Here is a 21,268-nt window from a genome sequence, read left to right on the forward strand (position 1 = left end):
ACACCCGGATCCACACCAGCCACAGACGGTTTCTGAAAGGACAATTTCCAGATGACGGGCATGTTTGCGGGCGACTGGGAGCGCCACGGGGTGCACTGCGGAGCCGAGTAGGCCAGGTCACACGGCCGTAGTCCGGGGGAACCACAACGAAGTCAGGGTTCCGGCCACGGCATGGCTCTCGTCGAAGGTGAGATTACGCGGTGCGAGTCATTGTGGCATTCGTAAAGTTGGAGCAACCTACGGCTGCCCTCGATCAGCACCCTGTCATCCCAGCTAGTGGACGGCTGGTGGATCGGATGCCATCCTGATGCGATGGCCAACGAAGAGGACGTCCGGCGCATATGCTTTTCCCTTCCCGGCGTCTGCGAACGACCAAGTTGGGGACAGCCCGCCTGGTTCGCCCGCACCCTGATGGCCCGGATGTGGGAGGAAGGCGTACTTACGGTGAAGAGCCAGGAGCGAGACGCCCTCGCAGGCATCGCCCCGGATATCTACTTCTGGACTCCCCACCACCAACGTTCACCCATCCTTGTCCTCATCCATCTCGACAAGATTGCGTCCGAGGAACTCCAAGAACCTTTGGAGGAGTCATACCGCATCGCCGGTGCGCCACAGCGGTAGGAGCATGGCAGGGATTTCGAACAGGGCACACTCAGTCGCACCTTCGTTGCCAACCTCACCGGTTACCGGCCATTGTTGCGGGACTGCTGGGCGCCTTAGCCAGCGCGCGGGGTTCACGGTGCTAACGACTCCCCCGCTGGTATTGAACGAAACCCTCGACCTGATCTCCGTCCAAGGCGGTCGAATTCCTGGTATACACCGACCAGACCGAAGGACCTCAAACCAGGACCCTCATGGACGCCGCCAGCAAAGCCGGCATGCCGGTGGCCGACTTCATCGAAACGCTCCCGAAGGCCGCAATTATCTGCAATGGCGAGCGCCAACGTTGACCAGCTCGAAAAAGGTTCTGCGGGGCTAAGCCGCCCGTAAGCCAGTCCCTTCATCAGGCATTCGCTGCATCCCAAGGACACTCCGGCCATGGCAAGAGAAACAGCCCTTTCAAGCCGCCCCGCACTTCTGCCCGGAGACCGGCCGCTGGCTGGCACAACGGGACGTCAATACCGGTCGATATCTTTAGTCCCGCTTGTTCAAGGCCGTGAGGGCGGGGCGATTCTGTTCTGGACAATATCCATGACGGGCGGGATGGCCTCTGTCTGCCTCGCTACGGATAGCAAATCGTGATGCATTCGAGATGCAGTGGAGGCGGGAACGGCATCTCCGGATCTTAACTTCCGGCGAGATCCGTTAAGTAGTCGATGACATCGAGATGATGGCGCGTTAGTGGACCTATGGCCGTGGTGGCTGTTCAAGATGTCATTCGCAGAAGCGACGCCGAATCGGAGTCTGGGGAGGATCGGTAATTAAACTCGCGCTAAGTGGTCATGCGGACTCGTCTGCGCGTTTGATGGCACGGTAGACCGTTGAACGCGCTACTGCGAAGAGTTCGGCAAGTTCCGCCGTCGTGTGTCCCGGCCCGGTGAACCGAGACCAGGGGGGCTTCCTTTTTCTGTGAGAGCTTGGGTTGTTTCCCGCGCAGGCGGCCTTTTGCCTTTGCCAATCGGCACCCAAGTAATCGGTCGTCGCTTCCACGACCACGAAGTCCCGGCAGTCGCCAGAGAGCTCGAACGACTCAGCTAACAGCCCGAGCTGGGCGAGAGCTTAAAATGGGATCTCCCGGCGCTTTCATTTGTATTGCCGTGTTCCTGGTCCGGTGATTCCAGGCTTTGCTGTCGTCAGCCAGATTCCATGCTGAGGTAGCGGTAGACGGTGGCCCGGCTTGTGCCGATGATCATTCCGATGTCGGCCGGTTTTAGACCCTGGGTTTTCAAATCGCGGGCCCGCTTGACGTTGGGGTGGTTGGCGGTGATTTCCTGGCGCCCTGCCTTGCGGCCGTGGGAGGCGGCGACGGCCATGCCGGCCTTGGTGCGTTCGGAGAGTTGGTCGCGTTCGAGCTGGGCGAGGCGGAGATGATGGTGACCATGGCTTGGGCCATGGCCCGGCCCGGTTCACTGGCGGGGTCTCAGGACTCTGGACATAGGGCGTGACTGTCGCGATGGCTTCCGTGTGATTCCGGTGTTTTTGTTGAGTGGTCGGCTGTTAATTTTCCCTCAGACGCGATAGAATCTAAGCAAGATAATCGGCGGCTTCGGGAGGGGTGGATGATGGGCGTGATGACATCTCAACTGCCCCTTCCGATGGCCATGGACGCCGGTGCCGTCCCGATTGGTCTGGCGGTGTCGCTGGTCGAGGATGAGACGGGTGGCAGGGCTTTTGTTCATGGGGAACTCTCTTACGCCTGGGATGTCGGGGAAACCGCGACGCGCCGGTTCACGGCGGCGAAACTGGCGGACATTAAGGCCGCGTCGGTGGCGGAGATTTCTGCCGCTTTCGGTGTGGATCCGGGCACGTTGTGGCGCTGGCGCCAGATCCTGGCCATGGATGGGGTGTTGGGTCTGGCCCCGGAAAAGCCGGGCCCGAGGGGGCCCAGCCGGCTGACGGAATCCATGATGTCCGAGATCCGCGCCTTGCGCTCCACCGGCCTGCCACTGCGCGCAGTCGGTGCGAAAGTGGGTGTCTCCGAATTCACCGTCCGGCGGACATTGGCCATGGAAACCGCCGCACAGGAACCGGCCACTGCGCACCCGTCCCGGCAGGACCCGGAAGCCGGTCCCGTCATCACCGAACCGGCGGAAGGGCTGCCGGTTCTGCCGGCTGCGGCGGACCGGTCCGGGGAACGGGCCTGGGCCCGGACCGGGCTGCTGGAATGCGCGGCCCCGGTGTTCGCCCCGGCGGCCCGGGTGCCGTTGGCCGGGCTGTTCCTGGCCCTGCCCGCCCTGGTGAACACCGGATTGCTGGAGTGTGCGAAGGATGTCTTCGGGGCGTTGCCGAACGGGTTTTACGGTCTGGACACCATCCTCACCGGGGCGGTGTTTCAGGCCCTGGCCGGGGAACCCCGGGCCGAGGGGATAACCCGGATCGACCCGGTCGCGATGGGACGGGTGCTGGGTCTGGACCGGGCGCCGGAAGTGAAAACCCTCCGCCGCAAAACCGCGGCCCTGGCCGGGACCGGCAGGGCCGGGGAACTGCTGACCGCGATGGCAACCAGACACCTGAACGGCAGCGGTGACGAGGAGGGCGGGGGTCTGGCCGCGGTGCTCTACGTTGACGGGCATGTCCGCGCCTATCAGGGCACGAGGAAGATCGGGAAGGTCCATTCCACGAGGTTGAAGTTCCCGGTCCCGGCGACCGAGGAGACCTGGGTCGCCGACGGACACGGGTCCCCGGTGCTGGTGGTCATGGCCGAACCCGGGGCCGCGCTGACCGGGGAACTGCGCCGGCTCCTGCCGACCCTGCGATTGATTATCGGCGATGACCGCAGGGTGCTGGTCGGTTTCGACCGGGGCGGCTGGTCCCCGGCCCTGTTCCAACACATGAGCGGGCAAGGCTTCGATGTGCTGACCTGGCGCAAGGGCACCACCGGGGACATCGACGACTCCCTCTTCAGCGAGGTCACGCACACCGACGAACACGGACAAACCCGGACCTGGGCCGCGGCCGACATCCGGGTCGAGGTGCCTGTCGGAACTACCGGGGAAGTGTTGTCGATGCGCCAGATCAGCCGCAAGGTCAAGGTCCCGGCAGGCGGGTTACGGCAGATCCACATCCTCACCACCGACACAAACCTCGCTACCGGGGAAGCGATTTACCGTATGGGTGCCAGGTGGCGGCAGGAAAACTACTTCCGCTACGCCAGGATCCGCTTCGCCCTGGATTCCCACGACGCCTACACCAGTACCGATGATGATCCGGAACGGTCGGTGCCGAACCCGGCCAAACGCAAGGCCTACCAGAACGTACTTACCGCCAAAACCCGGTACGGGAAGGCCCTCGCCGACACCGATGCCGCGTTGCTGGCGGCCCGGACCCCGGCGCCGGGAACGGCCACGGTCCTGATCACCAATGCCGGGCACAACGCGATCACCGCGGACCTTTTCACCGCCCAAACCGTCTTCGAGGAGGCGCAGGCGGTGCATAAGGAGATCCCGGCCCGGGTACCCCTTGGTGACATCGCCCCGGGCCAGCAGGTCCTGGACACCGAGACGAAACTGCTCACCCACGCGATCCGGATGGCCGCGTTCAACACCGCCACCACCCTGGCCAGGGAGATCCGCACCAACACCGGCTACGCCCGCGCCGACGACGAAGCCCACGCCCTGATCCGGCAGGCTCTCACGACCAGCGGCGACATCGACCCCGGCCGGGACGGCTACCTCACCATCCGCCTCGACCCCCTCCCCACCAAACGGGCCACGGCCGCGATCGCCGAACTCTGCGACCACCTCACCAGCACCGAAACCCGTTACCCAGGCACGGACCGGATCCTGCGATTCGAGACAAAGAAACGCGAAACGTCGCTCAGCGAATAAAGCGCTAGGTCAGGAGTCCTGGGTCTGTGGCGATGCCGTCGCGCAGCGAGCGGAACTTGATGCCGTCTGCCTTGAAGTCGTCGAGGAGTTCGAGCAGGTGGCGGGTGCGGCGTCCGACGCGGTCCGGTTTCCAGACGACGACTTCATCGCCGCGGCTGAGGCGCTCCAGCATCTTGTCCAGTTCGGGACGGCTGGTTTTGGTCCCGCTGATCCCATGGTCGCGGTAGATGCGTTCACAGCCTGCAGCTTCCAGCTCCCTGATCTGCAGCTCGGTGTCTTGGTCCGCGGTACTGACCCGGGCATATCCCAGACGTGTAATGTGTCTTCCCCTCCAACGTCCCATCAAAGACTACTTTCCTGTGATGATGAGAATATAAGGATGAGACACATTGTTGAGACTTCCCGAGGTGCAGACACGCCGCAAACTCGAGGCGCAGAAGGTGGCGGCTCGTGCTCCGGTCAATGGTTCCTTAGACAAGACGCCTCCAGTTTGGCCGGCGGCTTACGCGGCATTTTGTGCGGTCCCCGCGGGGCCGTGTCGGCGCCATGGCCTTGCACCTCGCAGCACGAGCCTCCATCATCTTCGCCTTGCCACGCAACCAAGTACGAGCACGCTTGATAGTTTGGCCGGGTCGCAGGTCATCAGGCCGGGCAGTCTTGAAGAGGTCAAGGTCAAGGTTCTCGCAAAAGCATGGTTGCATGCTAGACCGAGCATGGTGTCAGCAAACAGAGGAGATTATTGGAGTCGCTCGGACGTTGTTGGGTTTTTAGGAATCTAATTGCCGGCAGCTGGCATGCTGATTGTGGCCTCGGCACCTCTTCTAGGCTGGGTTATTTCTCCAGTTGGGTTTGAGCCGTTGCACCCCTGCCCAGCTCCACAACGGTTGCGCTCATCTCATCTGCGAGCCGGAGCACGTCATACATACCGGCCACCGTCCTGTCACGGCTGTATGCGGTAACTCTGGTTTCCCCTCGGTGTCGTCGACCTGGAAGCGGAGGCTGGGCTGAGACTTCATGTACCGTCCCGCGTCCCGGTGGGACCAGGTCCCGGCGGACCACTCTCGATCGATCTTGACCCAAACATCCTGACCTACGATGTCCGCGCTCAAACCGGGCACGTGGAAAGATTGGGCCAGAGTGTCCAGGGCCTGCCTGCTTGTGAGCCCCGAAGTCCAGTGTTCGTTGAGCGCGAAGCGCTCCACGGCCGGTCCAAACAGCAGAAAGACCCACAGGGCCACCATGTTTGGCCAGAGTGCGGTACCAGCCACTTGGCTTGCCTCAAAAATCACCGACCACCCAACAGCAGTAATCCCAATAACGGTGACAATGACGAGCATTACCTTCTTCCAACGGCCCGAAACCGGAACCAATGCCCGCGCCTTGCCCCGGGCCGAGGCAAGATAAATTCCCAAGGCCAGGGTAAAGACGGACTGAAGGCCGAAAAGAATATCCATGGCAATGTCAATGCCGCGGTCCCGACGAGAAAACACGACCAGCACCATGGCGAGCATCCCTAAGGCCGTCATCGCCAGCCCGGAAGCAATCCGGAATCGCTTGTCCCGCGCCGAAGGCTCCATGGCTTCATACAACCGTGCGAAATTCACTATGTCAACGAGCTAGACAATCTCCACGAGGCTCGGAAAAGCATTTCAAGAAACAGTTCAACCACGGGCTCCCCGGCTAACGGCCACCATCTATGAGGAAGTCCTGGTACACCCTCTCTGGAGCACTGGGAAGCGGACCGTGGAGTGTTCCCGCTTTTGTGGACTCGAGATTAAGCCGCGAGTTCGTGAATTGATTTATAGCCTAACTCATATTCGAGCGGTGTCAAATAGCCGTTAGCTGAATGACGGCGCCGCGTGTTGTAGTAGCCTTCGATCCAGAGGAATGTTTCTCTACGGAGGCGTTTCAGGTCCGGCCATGGTTTAGTGTGAATGAGTTCTTTCTTGTAGGTCGCGAAAAATGACTCGGATACGGCGTTGTCGTAACATGTCCCGGTCCGTCCGAGAGAGCGTATAATTTTGTTATTCACACAATATGTGGCGAATTCATTTGAAGTGTATTGCGGGCTCTTCAGAATTGAGAGTGTAGTCGGGGTCTGAATCCGCCGGATTCCAGCAGCGATCTGGCGATGTAATTGGTGATGTTACGGAACCCGAGAGCGGAACCACGAAGGTGTTCAAGACGGCCATTTATCGCCTCAGTTGGGCCATTGGAAGTGCCAGGCCGCTCAAAGTAGGCGAGCACATCGACGGCTCGGCGTTTGAGCGTGCGGCCAAGGGTTCTGAGCTCGGTGAGCGCGCTGGGGACGCCGGCGCTGAGGGAGTCGATCACGGCTTGCATCATCTCCTGTCCGCGGGAGCGGTCCGGTTCCCGGTACGCGGCGATCATGCGTTGGTAGAGGCCCCAGCTCGCCTCGACTTCGACATGCGTATCGGTGGAGAACAAGGTTTCAAGGCGGTCGCGTTGCTTTTCGGTAAGCAGATCCGCCCCAGTATGCAGCGTCCGCCTAGGTGCGTGGGTCAGTAGTCCGTCCTAGTTTTAAAACGCCGGCGAATTATTTAAAACGCCGGCGGATTAGCCGGGCTGCCGGATGTGGGGCTGGGAGAATTGGGGTATGGATGCCGGTTCCCAGGATGGTTTGTTCGCCGAGTCGCTCGTGGGGCCCCTCGTGCCTCCGGCCGTTGATGAGCCGATGGATGCCAACGGCGGGGCCAGGAAGCGGTTCCGGGGGTTTGAACCCGAGGCGGTGATGCTGGTCCCGCCGTCACTGGATGAGTGGCTGCCGCAAAACCATCTGGCCCGGTTCATTGCCGAAATGGTGGACACGGAGCTGGACCTGGCCCGCTTCTACAAGTCCTATGCGAAGGCCAAGGGCCAGCCGCCGTATGATCCGCGCCTGATGCTGCGCATCGTCCTGTACGGATATTGTGTCGGGGTCCGCTCCTCGCGGGAGTTGGAGCGGGCATGTACGGATGTGGTCGCGTTCCGGTGGCTGGCCGCGCAGCAGGCCCCTGATTTCCGCTCGATCGCCCGTTTCCGCGAACGCCACCTCGCGGCCCTGGCGAACGTGTTCCTCCAGGCCCTGGAACTGTGCCGGGCCGCGGGTATGGTCTCCCTGGGCAGGGTGGCCCTGGACGGGACGAAGGTGCGGGCCAACGCGTCCCGGCACAAGGCCATGAGCTATGCCCGGTTGAGCGCGAAGCAGAAGGTCCTGGCCGATGAGATCAGCGACCTGATGGAAGAGGCGAAGACCGTCGACGCGGCCGAGGACGCCCGCTTCGGGCCGGGCACTCGCGGGGACGAACTCCCCGCGGAGCTGGCGAACAGGCGGGCCCGGGCCGCGGCGATGGCCACGGCCCGTGCCTCACTGGAGGAAGAAGCCGCTGCCAAGGCCCGCCAGCTCGCGGAAGAGAAGGCCCGGTCCCGCGGCGATGATGACGAGGACATCACCGCTGCCGGCGACACTGCCGCTGCGAAGGCCGAGCCGAAGCCCACGGCGCAACGGAACTTCACGGACCCGGACGCGCGGATCATGAAAACCGCGGATGGTTCATACCATTACTGCTACAACGGCCAGGCCGTCGTGGATGCTGACCACCAGGTAATTGTTGCCACCAGATTGAACAACGTGGCCGTGGATGTGCAGCAGCTGGCCCCCATGATCGAACACACGGCTGTCTCTGTAGGTGCAATGCCCACGACGTGGAGTGCCGACGCCGGGTATTGCTCGGCAGCCAACCTCGAGCACGTCAAAGACGTTGAAACGGCTCATTCAACCGAGTTCTTCATCTCCACCCGACGCATGAAACACGGTACGCCGATTCCCGAGTCGCCCCGGGGCAGGATCCCGGCCAACGCGAGCCTGGCAGAACGGATGGGACGGAAACTCAAAACCAAGAAGGGCAAGAAAATTTATGCCCGGCGCAAAGCGATCGTTGAACCGGTCTTCGGCCAGATCAAGACCCGGCAGGGCAAAAACGTGCTCCTGCGCGGCATGGAGAAGGCAGCGCGTGAGTGGGAGTTGCTGGCAGGGTGCCACAACCTAATGAAGCTCTTCAGCCACCGCACCCGGGCGGCCTCCCTGGCGCGGATGTAGAACGGGGGCCGGCAACGGGGCAGCCCCGGGACGCCAACGGCGGCTCTTCACACCTCGCTGAACGATCCCTCGGGGCGGGGGCGCCTCCTTCAAAGGAAATTATTACCGGCATCAGGATTCATCGGCTGCCACGCCGCCGAACATCAAACGGCTAAAACCACTACCGACCCATGCACCTAGCTGAATACAACGGGTCTCCGGCCCTTCCGCGGTGCCCGCGCGTCTGCTGCTGAACTCGCCGCCGGCACGAATCCAGCGCCTCCCCAGCCAAGCGGACCACATGAAATGGATCCATCACCGGAACGGCATCAGGGAGTTCCTCGGTGGCGGCACTCTTGAACCCGGAAAACCCGTCCATGGCGACCACTTCAACCCCGTCCCGCCACTGCTGTGGGCGTGCCTTCAGCCAAGTGACGAAGACTTGTTTGGAGCGGCCTTCGACCATGTCCAGGAGCCTCGATGGGCCGGTGCCGTCCCTGATCGGAGTCAGATCAATGATCACGGTGACGTACTTGTCCCCGCGGCGGGTGTGCCGCCAAACATGCTCGTCAACACCGATGACCTTCACACCGTCGAAGCGGTGTTGATCATCAATCAACACACGCCTGCCCTCGGCCAGGACAGCCTTGTTCGCGGTGTTCCAGGTCACGCCCAGGCCCTCGGCAACACGGGCGACCGTGAGGTGTTGGCATACGATCCCTTCCAGTGCCCAGCGCAGCCCGCGGCGGGAAAGTTTCGCCCGCTGCTCCGCGGCCATGGAGGTGTTCTGCCGCCACACGTGCCCGCACCCGGTGCAGCGGTAGCGGCGGATACTCACCAGCAGTGTGGTCGGGCGCCATCCGAAGGGTTCATGGCCCAGCCGACGAGTCACCGTGTCCCGTGGGACTCCCTGGCATCCGCACCGGGAACACCAGTCATCGGCCTCGGTGACGCGGCAGGCCAGGACGGCACGATCTGGGCGCAGGTACTGACCGGTCACCTCAAGTCCGAGCTCATCAAGGCGGCAGAATGTGGTCAGGTCAGGGCTGTGAAAGGTAGCGTGGAACACGAGGGCCTTGCGGTAGAGGAATCACGATCTAGATAATCTGATTCTCTCCCAAGGCCCTCACCTCAGCTGAAACAACTTGCCGACCCCAGGCTCCTCACACTGCAGCCCCGACTACACTCTCAATTCGGAAGAGCCGTATTGCGTGCCGCGGTCTGAATGGAAGATTACCGGTGCCGGCGGTTGGCGGCGGGTGATGGCCATATCCAGGGCATCGGTGACCAGAGACGTGCGCATGTGGGTGTCCAGGGCCCAGCCGACCAGGGCGCGCGAATGCAGATCGATTACGGTGGCGAGGTAGGCCCACCCGTCCCAGGTCTTGATGTAGGTGATATCCCCGCACCAGGCCGTATTGGGCTCGGCGGCGGTGAAGTTGCGTTTGATCAGATCGGGTGCGTTGACCTTCTCCTCACCGGGAACGGTGGTGACCTTCTACGCTTTGGGATGACGGCCTTGCAGCCCGGCGACCCGCATCAGCCGGTGCACGCGTTTGGCGCTGATCCGCCACCCCTGAGCGGTTAATTCCGCCCAGGTCCGACGCACCCCGGGGTTGCCGTCAAGGTCCTTATGTTCGGCCTTGATGACCTCCAGCAAGGTCTCGTCCTCGACCTGCCGGACACTGGGGCCGCGGTTGCGCCAAGCGTAGTAGCCAGAGGTGGAGACGCCGAGCTCGGCGCACATGAACGAAACGTCGTACGTATTTGAATCAGCCCAGTCCGCAATAGCAGCGAAGATCACTACTGGCCTTTCGCGAACCAGGTCGAAACTTTTTTTGCGAAGTCGAGCTGCATTTCAAGTTTCGCGTTTTCCGTGCGTAAACGCTGCAGCTCCATCCTCTCTGACTCGGTCAACGGTTTCTCAGTAGCCACAATCGAGTCCGGTTGAATCTTCTTCATCCACTTCCTAATAGTCGTTTCGCTAATAGCGAGTTTCTTGGCAACCTCGGGCACGGAATGCCCACCCTCAATAACCAACGCTACCGCGTCACGCTTATATTCATCAGTGAAGCTCCTGCGAGTGGAACCCATAAAAGTAGTCTCCTACAGTCGGGAACCCGGACCAACCCCCACCCCGTCCATCAAACCGGGTACGCTCCACCGCGGCGGCCACCCCAGGGTTCGGGCTACAACCACAATTAGTTTCGAAAGCGAACCCACGCGAAGACCTCGCCCAACACTAGCGACGCTGCCCCAATGTCGTTGGTGTTGGCCACAAGCACCCACACTTTTGGTCTTGAAGTAGACAAGATCGCTTTTCAAGTCCGCAGATACACGCCTTAGTATCGTCTTATCAAAGGATCCTTTGTTGGGACGTAACCTGGGCGTGAATCTACGGATCTTGAGGCACACGGGTTGCAAGTTCCCCTTTCAGGGCTCTGATTCCACGAAGCCTGCGCTCTGTGTCGAAGGGCGCATAATCCCAAGCCCGGCAAAAAGGACGATCCCAATCCACATCAAGGGACCTAGCGTCGGAAGAACATTCGTTTCGCCTACGAGTATAAAGGCAGGTAAAAAAGCCAAGGCAGACTGGATAAAGCCACCGGCCCCGGAGTGCATCAGATTCTTTTTTCGCGAGGAGGCGGTTCCACTCGGCAAGGATATGAGAAGCTCCAGGGCGTCGAAGCCGGAAGCGCCGGGGCTGTTGAAGAAATCGACTGCGTTCCGATTGCATGCGCTGTACCTGCCCGTCGGGTCGTAGATCGAGGTGATAGCATCCCTTGGGGTAAACCTCCCGCCGCCGTTGAGTGCGCCGTTGATGGCAGCCGCCCGCCCCTCCGCCCACCGGGTGTAGGCGTGTTCGAGCGCCGTCTCCTGATCAACCTACACATCCAGGAGAGTCACTCTGCTGTAGTCGTTCAGTTCGAGCAGTGAAAAATAGCGGGACGGAAGCCCGCTCCAGGACAGGGTCCCCTCAATTACTACGTTGTCCCGGGCCTCGAGGCAGCGTTCGGTCAGGCGGTCAGCGAGGTACACGGACTCGTTGTGGACTAGGGATGACACTTCTTTGGGCATGAGTGGTACCCGTCCTCTAGATGCTGCGCGAAAGATTTAATCAAAGGTGCCGTCCTGAACGGCGGCATTCAGGAGCTTGAGCTTGATCGCGTCGGCGTCGATGATCCGCCATCCCGGACCGCCAAGTTCCAGTTTCCGCAGGAGCGTCGACTTGCCGGCTCCCGGTGGGGCCGCCGCGGGACTGTGTCTTCCACCTATGCGGCCGTCGGGTGGACGGCCTGCAAGATCGCCTCGTAGTCTTCCATGTCGATCAGATCCCGATGAACGGCGTCGGTGATGTCATCCAGCTCCCGCCAGTCAGGGCACCGAGCGGATTGCCTGGTTCAGCGCCTGCAGAGAAGGTGTAAGGCCACGTCTTCAGCTGCTGCATCATTGCGTCGTGGCTGATGCGTTGTGCATGGAAATCAAGGATGACCTCACGCGGCGTCCGCTTGAGCATGTCCGGGAAGTTCTCAATCTTCCGCAGGATCCGGTGGACCTCCGGCTGGGAGATGGAGAGCCGGCGGGCGACGGACGAAGCTCATCGACAGAGGTAGACAGGCCACGGAAACAACGAAGAATTAGGATCCGGAGACGTTCAGCATGATAGCGGACCCCCGGACGAAATCTTCGAATTTGTACCAGGAAATGATCTAGGGCGATGTCGCCAAGAAGGCCCCCTGCGAACGGGTGCTCTCGGGCCGTGGCGATCCGTCACGACTCGGTGAGCAATCGTGGTCGACACCCATCCGATGCAGTAGTCAGCAAAGATCAACAGGAACGGCTGCACACCCGCAGGACCGCGGATCGTCCGTACGAGCGTCAGAACAACCGCCCAGGCGATGGCCAGGCCGATGCTGTAATACCCATTGGTCCTGAACCGGTTCATAGCTGCATCCATTCCGCTTTCGAGGCCCGCTGATCTCATGGTCCCGCGCTGATGCGAGTGGCGACAAGGCCCCAGGGTGTCTTCGCCCTTCCCTGTGAATGTGGTTTGACAACAAGCAGCCACGCCAACGTGGCGGGCGCCGGTCCTGGCCGGCGCAACGGCATAGGGTTGAACTGTGAGCAAATCAGAAGTGCCCGTAATAGTTGACGTGATCCTTCCCTGCCTTGACGAGCGGGACGCCCTGCCGTGGGTGTTGTCCCGGCTGCCGCAGGGGTACCGGGCCATCGTTGTGGACAACGGCTCAACCGACGGATCGGCGGACGTCGCCGCCGAGCTGGGGGCGATGGTGATTCGTGAACCGGTCCGAGGTTTCGGCTCTGCAGCCCATGCCGGGCTGCGGGCAGCAACGGCGGATTACGTGGCTTTCTGCGATTGCGATGGTTCCATGGATCCGGCCGCGTTGCCCGGGCTGATGGCCCTGGTTCTGGACGGAACTGCCGATCTGGTGATGGGCAGCCGGCGGCCAAAGCGCCGATCCTGGCCACTGCACGCCCGGATAGCCAATCTGGTGTTGGCCTGGCGTCTGCGCCGACTCACCGGAGAAAAAGTGACTGATCTGGGCCCGATGCGCTGTGCAGGCCGCGAGGCCCTTCTCTCGCTGAATCTGCTGGACCGGCGCAGTGGCTATCCGTTGGAAATGTTCCTCAAGGCCAGCCAGCGCCATTGGAGGATCAGCGAGCTGCCGATCAACTACTCGCCGCGGACGGGTAAGTCCAAGGTCACCGGAACGGTCCGAGGTACCCTGACAGCTGTTATGGACATGTCCGCCCAGCTGCGAAGCGCCCGGCTTCTCAGTTCGGCGGCACCCGTCCAAAGTGTCCGCGGGAACGAAGAAGAGGAGTGATACGTGAAATTAATCTGACCATTGCAGTCATCGCCAAAGAGTGCCTCCCCGGCAAGGTCAAGACCCGTCTGTGTCCGCCTCTGACGGCGGAACAGGCAGCCAGCATTGCCCGGGCCAGCCTGAGCCAGACGCTTCAAACAGTCCGGGGAGTCCCCTCAGCCGAACGGCTGCTGGTACTGGACGGACGCCCGCAAGCACGGGATTCCGTCGGATTCCGGGTGGTCCCGCAGGCGGACGGTGGCCTGGATCAGCGGCTGGCCGCGATCTGCGACGATGCCGTGGGACCGCTGTTGATCATCGGCATGGACACCCCCCAGCTGACCCGGTTCCATCTGCAGGGGCTGCTCGAAGATTGGTCCACGGGGGCGCCCGTGCACGACGCTTGGCTGGGCTTGGCGGCTGATGGCGGATTCTGGGCCCTGGCCATGCGTGAGCCCCGGGGCGACCTCATCCGGGGCGTTCCGATGTCCACCGCCAGCACGGGTACCGTACAGCTCGCCCGGTTGACTGCCGCCGGGCTCAGCGTCGGCCTTCTGCCTTGTCTTCAGGACGTGGACACTTTCCCCGATGCGGTCGAGGTCGCGGCCCAAGCGGCTGGGACCTCGTTCGCTGCCGCCGTCGGATTCGTGGCCGATAACGTACTGGCGGGCGGGCGGTCATGAGCCAGGCGACGCTCGCCCACAGCCTCCGCCCCGCCGCCGGCTACCCGGGGGGTCCGGCAGAACATACCGGCACGATGCCGCATTTCGGGCAAGGCTCGGCCGAGCCGTACGCCCGAGCGTTGGATCAGGGTAAGGGATCGCTGACGCTGTGGCCGTTGAACCCCGGCGACGGGCTGGAACCTGTTGTTTTCAACGTGCACAGCTGGTGCGCGCCCGCCACGGCGCTGGAGCGCGCCCTGTTGGGCAGCCTCGACGGGCCCCTGCTGGACATCGGCTGCGGCCCGGGCCGGCTCCTGGCCGCGTCCCAGTCGCTGGGGATAACCGCACTCGGGCTGGACACCAGCGCCCCGGCAGTTCATCGCGCCCTCAACCGGGGAACACGGGCTGTACGGCAGTCGGTCTTTGCTCCCGTCCCGCACGCCGGCCGGTGGAGCGCGGGGTTGCTGCTGGACGGAAATATCGGCATCGGCGGGGACGTCAGCGCCCTGCTGCGCCGCTGCGGACAGATTTTGGCCGCGGACGGAACCCTGCTGGTGGAGACCGATGCGAATGACAGCGTTGACGCAGCCTTCCACGCTGTAATGGAGGACGACGACGCGAACTTCAGCGAACCGTTCCGCTGGGCCCGTGCCGGTCTCACGTCCCTGACGGCGAAGGCTGAGTCCAGCGGTTGGCAGGTAACGACAACCCAGCGGATTCAGGGACGGGTTTTCTGCCGCCTGAACCGTCGCCCGGTTCGCCGTTCCAGCAGGTAGATCACGGCAGCGGCGGCGATGGCGAGCGCCAGCCAGAGCCAGGCAAGATGGGCAGCGTAGTCCGCTTCCAGCACGCTGGTGTTCCGGGCCACGGATTGGGCCCGGACCAGCGTGACCGTCAGCAGAGTCAGCACCGCACCGGTCATGAGCGCGCTCCGCAGGACGGCAGCCGAGGAGCTCCCCAGCCCGAAGGTGAATCGGTTCAGGGCGGCACCTACCAAGCTGGTCAGTGGGACCAGGAGCCCGTCATGGAGCAGTACCGCGCAGGCCAGCCAGAACAGCAGGCCCACCAGCTGGGCCACGCCCAGCTGCGAGGGCAGGCCTAGGAGCCCATAGGCGGCAATGCCCGCACCCACCAGTCCCAGGACCAGGCGGATCACATGAAGGCCGGTTCCGGTCTTCGGGTTCGGTACCGCGGGCGTGGATTGTTGTACCGGCGTGCTCACAATATCTCCAGACTCTGCAGCCATTTGGTCTGCAGGACGCCCGGGCGGCCCGGGGCAATAATCCGTGCCGGATAGCCATGGTCCAGCTCCAGCACCCCGCCGTTGAGCTCCAGGGCCACCAGCGTCTGTTCGTCCGCCGTATACACGGCGGGCATGCTCATAAAACGGTAGGCGCCCTCTGGTTCCAGGCTTGTCACCAGCAGATCCGATTCCGGCGCCGCCCCCATGGCCTGCACCAGGTCCCGGATGCGAACACCCCGCCACCGCACGGTTTGGCTCCACCCCTCGACGCACGCTATCGGGAGGTCATGCTCCGCCTGCGGCAGGGCGCCCAGCTCTCCCAAGGTGTAGCTGCGGCTCTGCCCGCGGTAACTGATGTTCAGCTTCCAGCCGGGATTCTGCGCCAGCGGACCAACCTTGGCATCGGCTGCCGTGCGGTTCACCGGAACGCCCTGCGGACCCGTACCCATCTTCCGTGGAGCGAAGAAGTTGGCCGGTGAAAGCCAGGCGAAGGACTGGCCGGCGGTGCCGAGCACCACCGCACCCGTGGTCACGCCTACCGCTGCCAGAAAGCCGCGCCGGGACCAGCGCCCGGCCACGGCCGGGGGCTGACGTCCGCCCGGGCCCGCCGCCGTCGTCATCACTTCTGCCGCCGTCGTCACTTCTGCTTCCCGGGGCCGCCGTGCCCGCCGCCAGTGTCCGGCGATCAGCGGAAGCTTGACGGCGATGTGCAGCAGCAGCGATCCCCAGACCACCCAGGACAGCCAGTAGTGCGTCTCGCGGAACGGGAAGGGCCACGGGTACCACTTGTAGGTGTTGATCAGCCCCGTCACCACCTGGACCAGCGACGACGCGACAAGCAGGGCAATGGACCCGCGCTCCAAGGCGTGGACCACGGAACGCACCGGAGGCCATTTGAGCAGTTCCGGGTAGACGGACCACAGTTTGGCCAGCAGCAGCGGGATGGAGGCGATTCCGGAGGTGATGTGCAGCCCCTGGGTCAGCTGGTAAATCCCGACCGGCCGGGTGGGGAACAACATCCAGGACGGCGGGTTCTGCAAGCCGTGACTGAACAGGCCTGTAGCGAAGCACACCGTGAAACAGATCCCCAGCCACCGGCCCAGCACCACGGTCAGCCTGGTACTGCGCACCGGGGAGGCGAATTTGGCAGCGAGCGCATCGGTAAGCCTGTTCATGCGGGGGTTCTCACTACCGATCGGTGGAAGGACAAGTCTGCTCGTACCCGAAACGCACGAGACGCCAGATTGGTGCCCGATTCCCGGCGGATAGGGCAGGATCGAAGGGTGGATGCACCCAAGAACACACTAGACGACGGCGGCGCCGGGCGCCCAAAAGCGGCGCCGGTGCTGGCGCTGCTGCTTTTGCTGATGGCGGCCGTCTTATGGTGGACGGTGCAGCCGCACAACCCTTTTCCGTTGGCAGTGCTGGCCGGCAACCTCGTTTCCTGGCTGCTGCTGGCAGCCGCCGTACGGGCACTGCGCCGGATCCGGCCCGCCAGGACCAAACCCATGACTGTCGGCGCCGTCGTTATTGCCGGTTCCCTGCTCCTGGGCCTGGCCGCACTGAGCGCGCCGCCGGCCACCAGCAACGATTCGGCCCGCTACGCGTGGGACGGCATCGTACAGAACGCAGGGATCTCTCCCTACGCGCACGTGCCCCTGGACGAGTCCCTGGTTGTGCTTCGTCCCTCGTGGCTGTTCGCTCCCGGCACCGCCGCGGCGAAGGGCGAAACCCGCTGCGCGCCGGATCTGTTTGCCACCGCCCCGGTTCCCACCCGCGGATCACCGTCCGGGGAACCGCTGTGCACCGCCATCAACCGGCCCAACGTGCCGACCATTTACCCGCCGACGGCGGAACTGTACTTTCTCGGCATCAGGCTCGCGGTGCCAGATGCCGTGGGCTACCTGGCGTTCCAGGTCGGCGGGCTGCTGGTGAGTTTGGCCGTGACGCTCCTGCTGCTGGCGGCCCTCCCCCGTCTTGGGCTGCCGCGCTATGTGGCGGCTGTGTGGGCCTGGAGCCCATTGGTGCTGATCGAAGGGGTCAACAATGCCCATGTCGATCTGCTCGGCGGGGCCCTGCTGCTCGCGTCCGGGCTGCTGCTGACCGCGGGAAAGACGGTTAAACCGTTGCGCTCCGGAGCGATGTTCGGTGCAGCGGTGGCCACCAAACTCATTCCCGCCATTGCAGCCCCGGCGCTGCTGTTCCGGCGGCCGGTCAGGTTCATCGGTGCGGCGCTGGCCACCTTCGCCCTGCTGTATACACCGTATGTGCTGACGGCGGGCTGGAGCGTCATCGGCTTTCTTCCCGGGTATCTCAAGGAAGAGGGCTACAGCGACCAGATTGGCATCCGCTTCGCGCTGGCCCAATTCGTCTCCGGCGGACCCTGGCCGATGCTGCTCAGCGCGGCGGCGCTGCTGGCGCTGGCGCTGACGGTGCTGCGCAGGACGACGGCGCACAACGTGTGGGAACAGCAGACGCAGATGATCGGGCTGGCCTTGCTGATCATCAGCCCGAACTATCCCTGGTATGCCCTCATGCTGTTGCCCTTCGTCATTCTGAGCAGGTACTGGGAGTACATCGGCGTCATGATCGCGCTGAACATCATCTACCTGCTGCCGGGGGATCCGGTGTTCAGCGGCCCCGTCAACCGCGGCAGCCTTGCCGCCGCGGCCGCGGCCATCGCCGTGGGCGCCTGGCGCCGCCGTCTGGCATCCCACCTGGACTGTGCCCGCCATGGCCTGGAGACTACGCCCGAGATGGCAGGATAGACGCTATGCAACTACAGGACCACGGCCTCGCTCCGGCGCGTATCGGCATTATCGGCGGCTCGGGGACGGCGCGTCTCCTCGGGGCCCAGGTGCTGGACGTCATCACGCCCGATACCCCCTACGGTCCCACTTCCGGCCCCGTCACGCTGGCCTCGGTGGCGGGGCGGCCCGTCGCTTTCCTCGCCCGGCACGGTGCCGGCCATTCGCTGCCGCCGCAACAGATCAACTACCGGGCCAACCTTTGGGCGCTCAAAAAACTGGGCGCGGAAGCAATCATTTCGTCCTCGGCGGTGGGTGGGCTGCGCCCTGGTTATGCCCCGGAAACCTTTGTCCTCACCGATCAGCTGATCGACCGGACCGGCGGCCGGCGGGACACCTATTTCGACGGCGTGCTGCCGACCGGCGTGCGCCACCTGCCGGCCGCCGACCCGTTCTGCGGCACGCTCCGCGGGCATCTGCGCGACGCGCTGCTGGCGCGTGGCCTGCAGTTCCGCGACGCGGGCACCGTGGTCGTCATCAACGGGCCGCGTTTTTCGACCCGGGCCGAATCCGCCTGGTATGTTTCCGGCGGTGCGGACATCATCAGCATGACCCAGTATCCGGAACCCGTGTTGGCGGCCGAGCTCAACATGGGCTTCGCGAACCTCGCCTACGTCACCGACTCCGACACCGGCCACGATGGTTCGGCTCCGGTCACGGCCGAGGCTGTCTTTGACCGTCTGACGAGCGCCCAGCCGCACATTTTCGCGGTCCTCGAAGCGGCAGTCGGCAGCTTTGCTGACGGCTACCGTGCTCCGCAGCTGATGGATGCTGAGGCGGTCCGGATCATCATGGAACAGCCGGTTCTCAGCCCGGCGGCCAGCCGATGAGACTGCTGGTCACCGGAGGTGCGGGCTTCATCGGATCCGTCGTCGTCGAGGCGGCACTGGCAAAGGGCTGGGACGTGCGGGTCCTGGACTCCCTGGACCCGCAGATCCACCCGCAGCCGCCCCGGCTTGATCCCCGCGTCGAGCTGACCGTCGGGGACACGGCGGACCCAGCCGCGGTCCGCGGGGCGCTCATGGGGATCGACGCCGTCTGCCATCAGAGCGCAAAGGTGGGTCTCGGCGTGAGCTTTGCCGACGCGCCCGATTATGTCAGGAACAACGATTTCGCCACCGCCGTCCTGCTGGCCGCAATGGAACAGTCGGGGATAAGGAAACTGGTCCTTGCCTCGTCGATGGTCGTTTACGGTGAAGGAGCATATCTGGATCCGGTCTCGGGACAGCCGGTTCGCCCCGGTCCCCGGCTCGTGGCGGATCTGAAAGCAGGTATGTTCGATCCGAGGAACCCATCCACGGCAGAACCGCTCATCCCCGCCATGGTCACCGAGGCCGCCCGGTTGGATCCCCGCAATGTCTACGCCGCCTCCAAGGTCAGCCAGGAACACCTCGTGTCCTCCTGGGCGCGCGCCGTTGGTGGCGAGGCGATAGCACTGCGCTACCACAACGTCTACGGACCGATGATGCCCAAAAACACTCCGTATGCCGGGGTTGCGTCGCTTTTCCGTTCCGCGATCAGCAGGGGTGAGGCCCCGCAGGTGTTTGAGGACGGCCTTCAGCGCCGCAGCTTCATCCACGTCCGCGACATCGCCTCGGCGAACATCTTCGCCCTTGAGGCACTCCAGGACGGGTACGGGCGCCAGTTCGGAGCGTACAACGTCGGTGCCGATGCCCCGCAGACCATCGGAGATGTGGCGCGGGCGCTCAGCACTTTCAGCCACGCGCCAGCACCCGTTGTGACGGGGAAGTTCCGGCTCGGCGACGTCCGGCATATCACCGCCTCGTCGGAGCTGATCAAGAAGGAGCTTCGATGGCGCCCGCTCGTGGGCTTCGATGAGGGGATGCGGGAATTCGCCTTGGCGCCCTTGCGTGGCGACGAGGAATAGCGTGGGCTGGATCTCCACGCGGCGCGGACCTGCTCCCGGCTCGGGCGCATGTCAGGACCCTCGGAGATTCCAGGTCAAACACTGATACTTGAGCCATGTCCGAGACGATAGTGAGCGGCCGACGGGCCACTTGGGCCGAGGTCGCCGCGTGGCGCGCACAGTTGCGGGATGGGGCCCTGAGTTGTGGCGTCACTGACCCGCGACTGCGTGCCGACGGCGCCGTGATCGTGCACGCGTCGGACGCCGGTTTTCAGCTCAACGACCACCTCAGAGGGCCGGCTCCCCTGCGCGGCGACGAAGGCCAGCACATTTTAGGCGCGGGAAAATTCCGACGCCGCGCGAACCTGCTCCGGGCTTGGACGCACGCCGGTGTACAGCACAAACTGCTCCTCCGCCTGAATCGCAATGACCTCGGCACCGGTAATAACCTGCTTGCCGGCACTGCGGGCGGCGCTAATGAGTGGTGTTTCGGACGGCAGGGCGACGACGTCGAACACCACCCGCGCGGCAGTCACGGCGTCGTCGTCGAACGACTGCACCCTTTCGTCTTCACCCCTCATACTCCCCCTCATGCCAAGAGGTGTGACGTTAATGATGAGGTCCGCCGTCGTTCCTCCCACCTCCGGTAGCCAGCCGAAGCCGTAGAGGTCCGCAAGTGCGCGGCCGGTTGTTTCATTGCGGGCAATGACGGTAACCGCAGTGAAGCCGGCATCGCGCGCCGCCGCCGCCACGGCCTTGGCCATGCCTCCGGAACCGCGCAGGAGCACGGAGTAAGCCGCGGGCACGGCGTGGTCCTTCAACAGCCGCGCAATCGCGAGGTAATCCGTGTTGTACGCCGTGAGGACGCCGCCGTCGTTCACTATCGTGTTCACCGATGCAATGGCCTCGGCCGACGGGTCCATCCGGTCCACCAGCCCAATGACGGCCTCCTTGTAGGGCATCGACACCGCAGCCCCACGGATCGGCAGGCCCCGGATCCCGGCCACCGCCGCCGCAATATCAGTCGGGGCGAAGGCCTTGTAGACAAAGTTCAGGCCCAGCTCGTCGTAGAGATAGTTGTGGAAGCGGGTCCCGATGTTGCTCGGCCGCGCTGCCAATGAAATGCACAGGGTCATGTCTTTGTTCAAGATAGGCACCCTCCCATTCTGCACCTCCCGTTCCACTCTCCCGGCAACACTCTGCCGGCAACACACTCCGGGCAAAGGATTTGTTCCGAGCGCGTCCGGCGGCGGCATCCGGGCCCAGCTTTCCGCCATGGGATGAGCGTCACATCG

Annotated in this window: 22 protein-coding genes and 3 pseudogenes; 9 read left to right on the forward strand and 16 right to left on the reverse strand. The window is 63.6% G+C overall.

Annotation, left to right across the window (positions count from 1 at the left end; translation table 11 throughout):
* Positions 1-312 precede the first annotated feature (312 nt).
* Positions 313-621 (forward strand): MmcQ/YjbR family DNA-binding protein, encoded by a 309-nt coding sequence (locus ACLLJI_RS16985; protein ID WP_434614712.1) that lies wholly within the window; start codon positions 313-315, stop codon positions 619-621.
* Between the two features lie 819 nt (positions 622-1,440).
* Here the strand turns inward: ACLLJI_RS16985 and ACLLJI_RS16990 are convergent.
* Both ACLLJI_RS16990 and ACLLJI_RS16995 read right to left on the reverse strand, forming a co-directional pair.
* Positions 1,441-1,627, reverse strand: a pseudogene (locus tag ACLLJI_RS16990) (helix-turn-helix domain-containing protein); the annotation flags it as partial.
* A 166-nt stretch (positions 1,628-1,793) separates the two neighbouring features.
* Positions 1,794-1,973, reverse strand: a complete 180-nt coding sequence (locus ACLLJI_RS16995; RefSeq protein WP_434614714.1) for a hypothetical protein — start codon at positions 1,971-1,973, stop codon at positions 1,794-1,796.
* Positions 1,974-2,219: 246 nt separating this feature from the next.
* Here ACLLJI_RS16995 and ACLLJI_RS17000 point away from each other — a divergent pair, with 246 nt between their 5' ends.
* Positions 2,220-4,487 (forward strand): putative transposase, encoded by a 2,268-nt coding sequence (locus ACLLJI_RS17000; protein WP_434614717.1) that lies wholly within the window; start codon positions 2,220-2,222, stop codon positions 4,485-4,487.
* A 4-nt stretch (positions 4,488-4,491) separates the two neighbouring features.
* Here ACLLJI_RS17000 and ACLLJI_RS17005 read toward each other — a convergent pair whose 3' ends face one another.
* The 5 genes and pseudogenes from ACLLJI_RS17005 to ACLLJI_RS17025 form a co-directional block, all read right to left on the reverse strand.
* Positions 4,492-4,830 (reverse strand): recombinase family protein, encoded by a 339-nt coding sequence (locus ACLLJI_RS17005; protein WP_434614720.1) that lies wholly within the window; start codon positions 4,828-4,830, stop codon positions 4,492-4,494.
* A gap of 127 nt (positions 4,831-4,957) precedes the next feature.
* The gene (locus ACLLJI_RS17010) at positions 4,958-5,188 is read right to left on the reverse strand and encodes a putative immunity protein (RefSeq protein WP_434614724.1); all 231 of its coding nucleotides are present in this window, start codon (positions 5,186-5,188) and stop codon (positions 4,958-4,960) included.
* A 189-nt stretch (positions 5,189-5,377) separates the two neighbouring features.
* Positions 5,378-6,091 (reverse strand): hypothetical protein, encoded by a 714-nt coding sequence (locus ACLLJI_RS17015; protein WP_434614727.1) that lies wholly within the window; start codon positions 6,089-6,091, stop codon positions 5,378-5,380.
* Positions 6,092-6,261: 170 nt separating this feature from the next.
* Entirely contained in the window at positions 6,262-6,519 is a 258-nt protein-coding gene (locus ACLLJI_RS17020; protein WP_434614730.1) for an integrase core domain-containing protein, read from the reverse strand.
* Between the two features lie 41 nt (positions 6,520-6,560).
* A pseudogene (locus ACLLJI_RS17025) lies at positions 6,561-6,998 on the reverse strand (transposase); the annotation flags it as partial.
* Between the two features lie 184 nt (positions 6,999-7,182).
* On the opposite strand from ACLLJI_RS17025, the gene ACLLJI_RS17030 reads away from it, so the two are divergent.
* Positions 7,183-8,586 carry an IS1182 family transposase gene (locus ACLLJI_RS17030; RefSeq protein ID WP_434621093.1) on the forward strand — a complete coding sequence of 468 codons (1,404 nt, stop codon included), beginning with the start codon at positions 7,183-7,185 and terminating at the stop codon, positions 8,584-8,586.
* 175 nt (positions 8,587-8,761) lie between these two features.
* On the opposite strand, the pseudogene ACLLJI_RS17035 reads toward ACLLJI_RS17030, so the two are convergent.
* From ACLLJI_RS17035 to ACLLJI_RS17060, 6 genes and pseudogenes are all read right to left on the reverse strand, one after another.
* Positions 8,762-9,634 (reverse strand): annotated as a pseudogene (locus tag ACLLJI_RS17035) (ISL3 family transposase); the annotation flags it as partial.
* Positions 9,635-9,745: 111 nt separating this feature from the next.
* Positions 9,746-10,018, reverse strand: coding sequence for a DDE-type integrase/transposase/recombinase (locus tag ACLLJI_RS17040; protein WP_434621623.1), 273 nt, complete (start codon positions 10,016-10,018; stop codon positions 9,746-9,748).
* A 45-nt stretch (positions 10,019-10,063) separates the two neighbouring features.
* Entirely contained in the window at positions 10,064-10,369 is a 306-nt protein-coding gene (locus tag ACLLJI_RS17045) for an IS3 family transposase (protein ID WP_434614733.1), read from the reverse strand.
* Entirely contained in the window at positions 10,369-10,659 is a 291-nt protein-coding gene (locus tag ACLLJI_RS17050) for a transposase (protein WP_434614736.1), read from the reverse strand. The genes ACLLJI_RS17045 and ACLLJI_RS17050 overlap by 1 nt, the downstream gene beginning before the upstream one ends.
* A gap of 792 nt (positions 10,660-11,451) precedes the next feature.
* Positions 11,452-11,643, reverse strand: coding sequence for a hypothetical protein (locus ACLLJI_RS17055; RefSeq protein WP_434614739.1), 192 nt, complete (start codon positions 11,641-11,643; stop codon positions 11,452-11,454).
* Between the two features lie 250 nt (positions 11,644-11,893).
* Entirely contained in the window at positions 11,894-12,082 is a 189-nt protein-coding gene (locus ACLLJI_RS17060) for a hypothetical protein (RefSeq protein WP_434614743.1), read from the reverse strand.
* 604 nt (positions 12,083-12,686) lie between these two features.
* Here ACLLJI_RS17060 and ACLLJI_RS17065 point away from each other — a divergent pair.
* The 3 genes from ACLLJI_RS17065 to ACLLJI_RS17075 are packed head-to-tail and all read left to right on the forward strand — an operon-like array spanning position 12,687 to position 14,832.
* A complete protein-coding gene (locus tag ACLLJI_RS17065; protein ID WP_434614746.1) occupies positions 12,687-13,415 on the forward strand; it encodes a glycosyltransferase family 2 protein in 729 nt (242 codons plus the stop codon).
* Positions 13,412-14,077 (forward strand): TIGR04282 family arsenosugar biosynthesis glycosyltransferase, encoded by a 666-nt coding sequence (locus ACLLJI_RS17070; RefSeq protein ID WP_434614749.1) that lies wholly within the window; start codon positions 13,412-13,414, stop codon positions 14,075-14,077. The genes ACLLJI_RS17065 and ACLLJI_RS17070 overlap by 4 nt, the downstream gene beginning before the upstream one ends.
* Positions 14,074-14,832, forward strand: a complete 759-nt coding sequence (locus ACLLJI_RS17075) for a methyltransferase domain-containing protein (protein ID WP_434614752.1) — start codon at positions 14,074-14,076, stop codon at positions 14,830-14,832. The genes ACLLJI_RS17070 and ACLLJI_RS17075 overlap by 4 nt, the downstream gene beginning before the upstream one ends.
* On the opposite strand, the gene ACLLJI_RS17080 is transcribed toward ACLLJI_RS17075, so the two are convergent.
* Both ACLLJI_RS17080 and ACLLJI_RS17085 read right to left on the reverse strand, forming a co-directional pair.
* Positions 14,775-15,278 (reverse strand): hypothetical protein, encoded by a 504-nt coding sequence (locus tag ACLLJI_RS17080; protein WP_434614754.1) that lies wholly within the window; start codon positions 15,276-15,278, stop codon positions 14,775-14,777. The two genes, ACLLJI_RS17075 and ACLLJI_RS17080, sit on opposite strands and share 58 nt — an antisense overlap.
* Positions 15,275-16,474: a molybdopterin-dependent oxidoreductase gene (locus ACLLJI_RS17085; RefSeq protein ID WP_434614757.1), complete on the reverse strand. Its 1,200-nt coding sequence runs from the start codon at positions 16,472-16,474 to the stop codon at positions 15,275-15,277. Before ACLLJI_RS17085 ends, ACLLJI_RS17080 begins: the two co-directional genes overlap by 4 nt.
* Positions 16,475-16,582: 108 nt before the next feature.
* Here ACLLJI_RS17085 and ACLLJI_RS17090 point away from each other — a divergent pair, with 108 nt between their 5' ends.
* Genes ACLLJI_RS17090 through ACLLJI_RS17100 form a run of 3 tightly spaced genes read left to right on the forward strand, consistent with a single transcriptional unit; the run spans position 16,583 to position 19,994 of the window.
* Entirely contained in the window at positions 16,583-18,067 is a 1,485-nt protein-coding gene (locus tag ACLLJI_RS17090) for a glycosyltransferase family 87 protein (protein ID WP_434614760.1), read from the forward strand.
* A gap of 5 nt (positions 18,068-18,072) precedes the next feature.
* Positions 18,073-18,936 carry an MTAP family purine nucleoside phosphorylase gene (locus ACLLJI_RS17095; RefSeq protein ID WP_434614763.1) on the forward strand — a complete coding sequence of 288 codons (864 nt, stop codon included), beginning with the start codon at positions 18,073-18,075 and terminating at the stop codon, positions 18,934-18,936.
* Complete coding sequence (locus ACLLJI_RS17100; RefSeq protein ID WP_434614766.1) at positions 18,933-19,994, forward strand: NAD-dependent epimerase/dehydratase family protein; 1,062 nt, start codon at positions 18,933-18,935, stop codon at positions 19,992-19,994. Before ACLLJI_RS17095 ends, ACLLJI_RS17100 begins: the two co-directional genes overlap by 4 nt.
* A 311-nt stretch (positions 19,995-20,305) precedes the next feature.
* Here ACLLJI_RS17100 and ACLLJI_RS17105 read toward each other — a convergent pair whose 3' ends face one another.
* Complete coding sequence (locus ACLLJI_RS17105) at positions 20,306-21,130, reverse strand: shikimate 5-dehydrogenase (protein ID WP_434614769.1); 825 nt, start codon at positions 21,128-21,130, stop codon at positions 20,306-20,308.
* Positions 21,131-21,268: the final 138 nt, after the last annotated feature.

It is taken from the genome of Arthrobacter sp. A5 (assembly GCF_051131705.1).
Classification (GTDB): domain Bacteria; phylum Actinomycetota; class Actinomycetes; order Actinomycetales; family Micrococcaceae; genus Arthrobacter_M.

Bases quoted from the DNA above. Each gene is read 5' to 3' on its own strand.
- ACLLJI_RS16985 (WP_434614712.1), top strand. From the start codon at position 313: ATGGCCAACGAAGAGGACGTCCGGCGCATATGCTTTTCCCTTCCCGGC.
- ACLLJI_RS16995 (WP_434614714.1), bottom strand. From the start codon at position 1,973: ATGGCCGTCGCCGCCTCCCACGGCCGCAAGGCAGGGCGCCAGGAAATC.
- ACLLJI_RS17000 (WP_434614717.1), top strand. From the start codon at position 2,220: ATGATGGGCGTGATGACATCTCAACTGCCCCTTCCGATGGCCATGGAC.
- ACLLJI_RS17005 (WP_434614720.1), bottom strand. From the start codon at position 4,830: ATGGGACGTTGGAGGGGAAGACACATTACACGTCTGGGATATGCCCGG.
- ACLLJI_RS17010 (WP_434614724.1), bottom strand. From the start codon at position 5,188: ATGCAACCATGCTTTTGCGAGAACCTTGACCTTGACCTCTTCAAGACT.
- ACLLJI_RS17030 (WP_434621093.1), top strand. From the start codon at position 7,183: ATGGATGCCAACGGCGGGGCCAGGAAGCGGTTCCGGGGGTTTGAACCC.
- ACLLJI_RS17050 (WP_434614736.1), bottom strand. From the start codon at position 10,659: ATGGGTTCCACTCGCAGGAGCTTCACTGATGAATATAAGCGTGACGCG.
- ACLLJI_RS17055 (WP_434614739.1), bottom strand. From the start codon at position 11,643: ATGCCCAAAGAAGTGTCATCCCTAGTCCACAACGAGTCCGTGTACCTC.
- ACLLJI_RS17060 (WP_434614743.1), bottom strand. From the start codon at position 12,082: ATGCTCAAGCGGACGCCGCGTGAGGTCATCCTTGATTTCCATGCACAA.
- ACLLJI_RS17075 (WP_434614752.1), top strand. From the start codon at position 14,074: ATGAGCCAGGCGACGCTCGCCCACAGCCTCCGCCCCGCCGCCGGCTAC.
- ACLLJI_RS17085 (WP_434614757.1), bottom strand. From the start codon at position 16,474: ATGAACAGGCTTACCGATGCGCTCGCTGCCAAATTCGCCTCCCCGGTG.
- ACLLJI_RS17095 (WP_434614763.1), top strand. From the start codon at position 18,073: ATGCAACTACAGGACCACGGCCTCGCTCCGGCGCGTATCGGCATTATC.
- ACLLJI_RS17100 (WP_434614766.1), top strand. From the start codon at position 18,933: ATGAGACTGCTGGTCACCGGAGGTGCGGGCTTCATCGGATCCGTCGTC.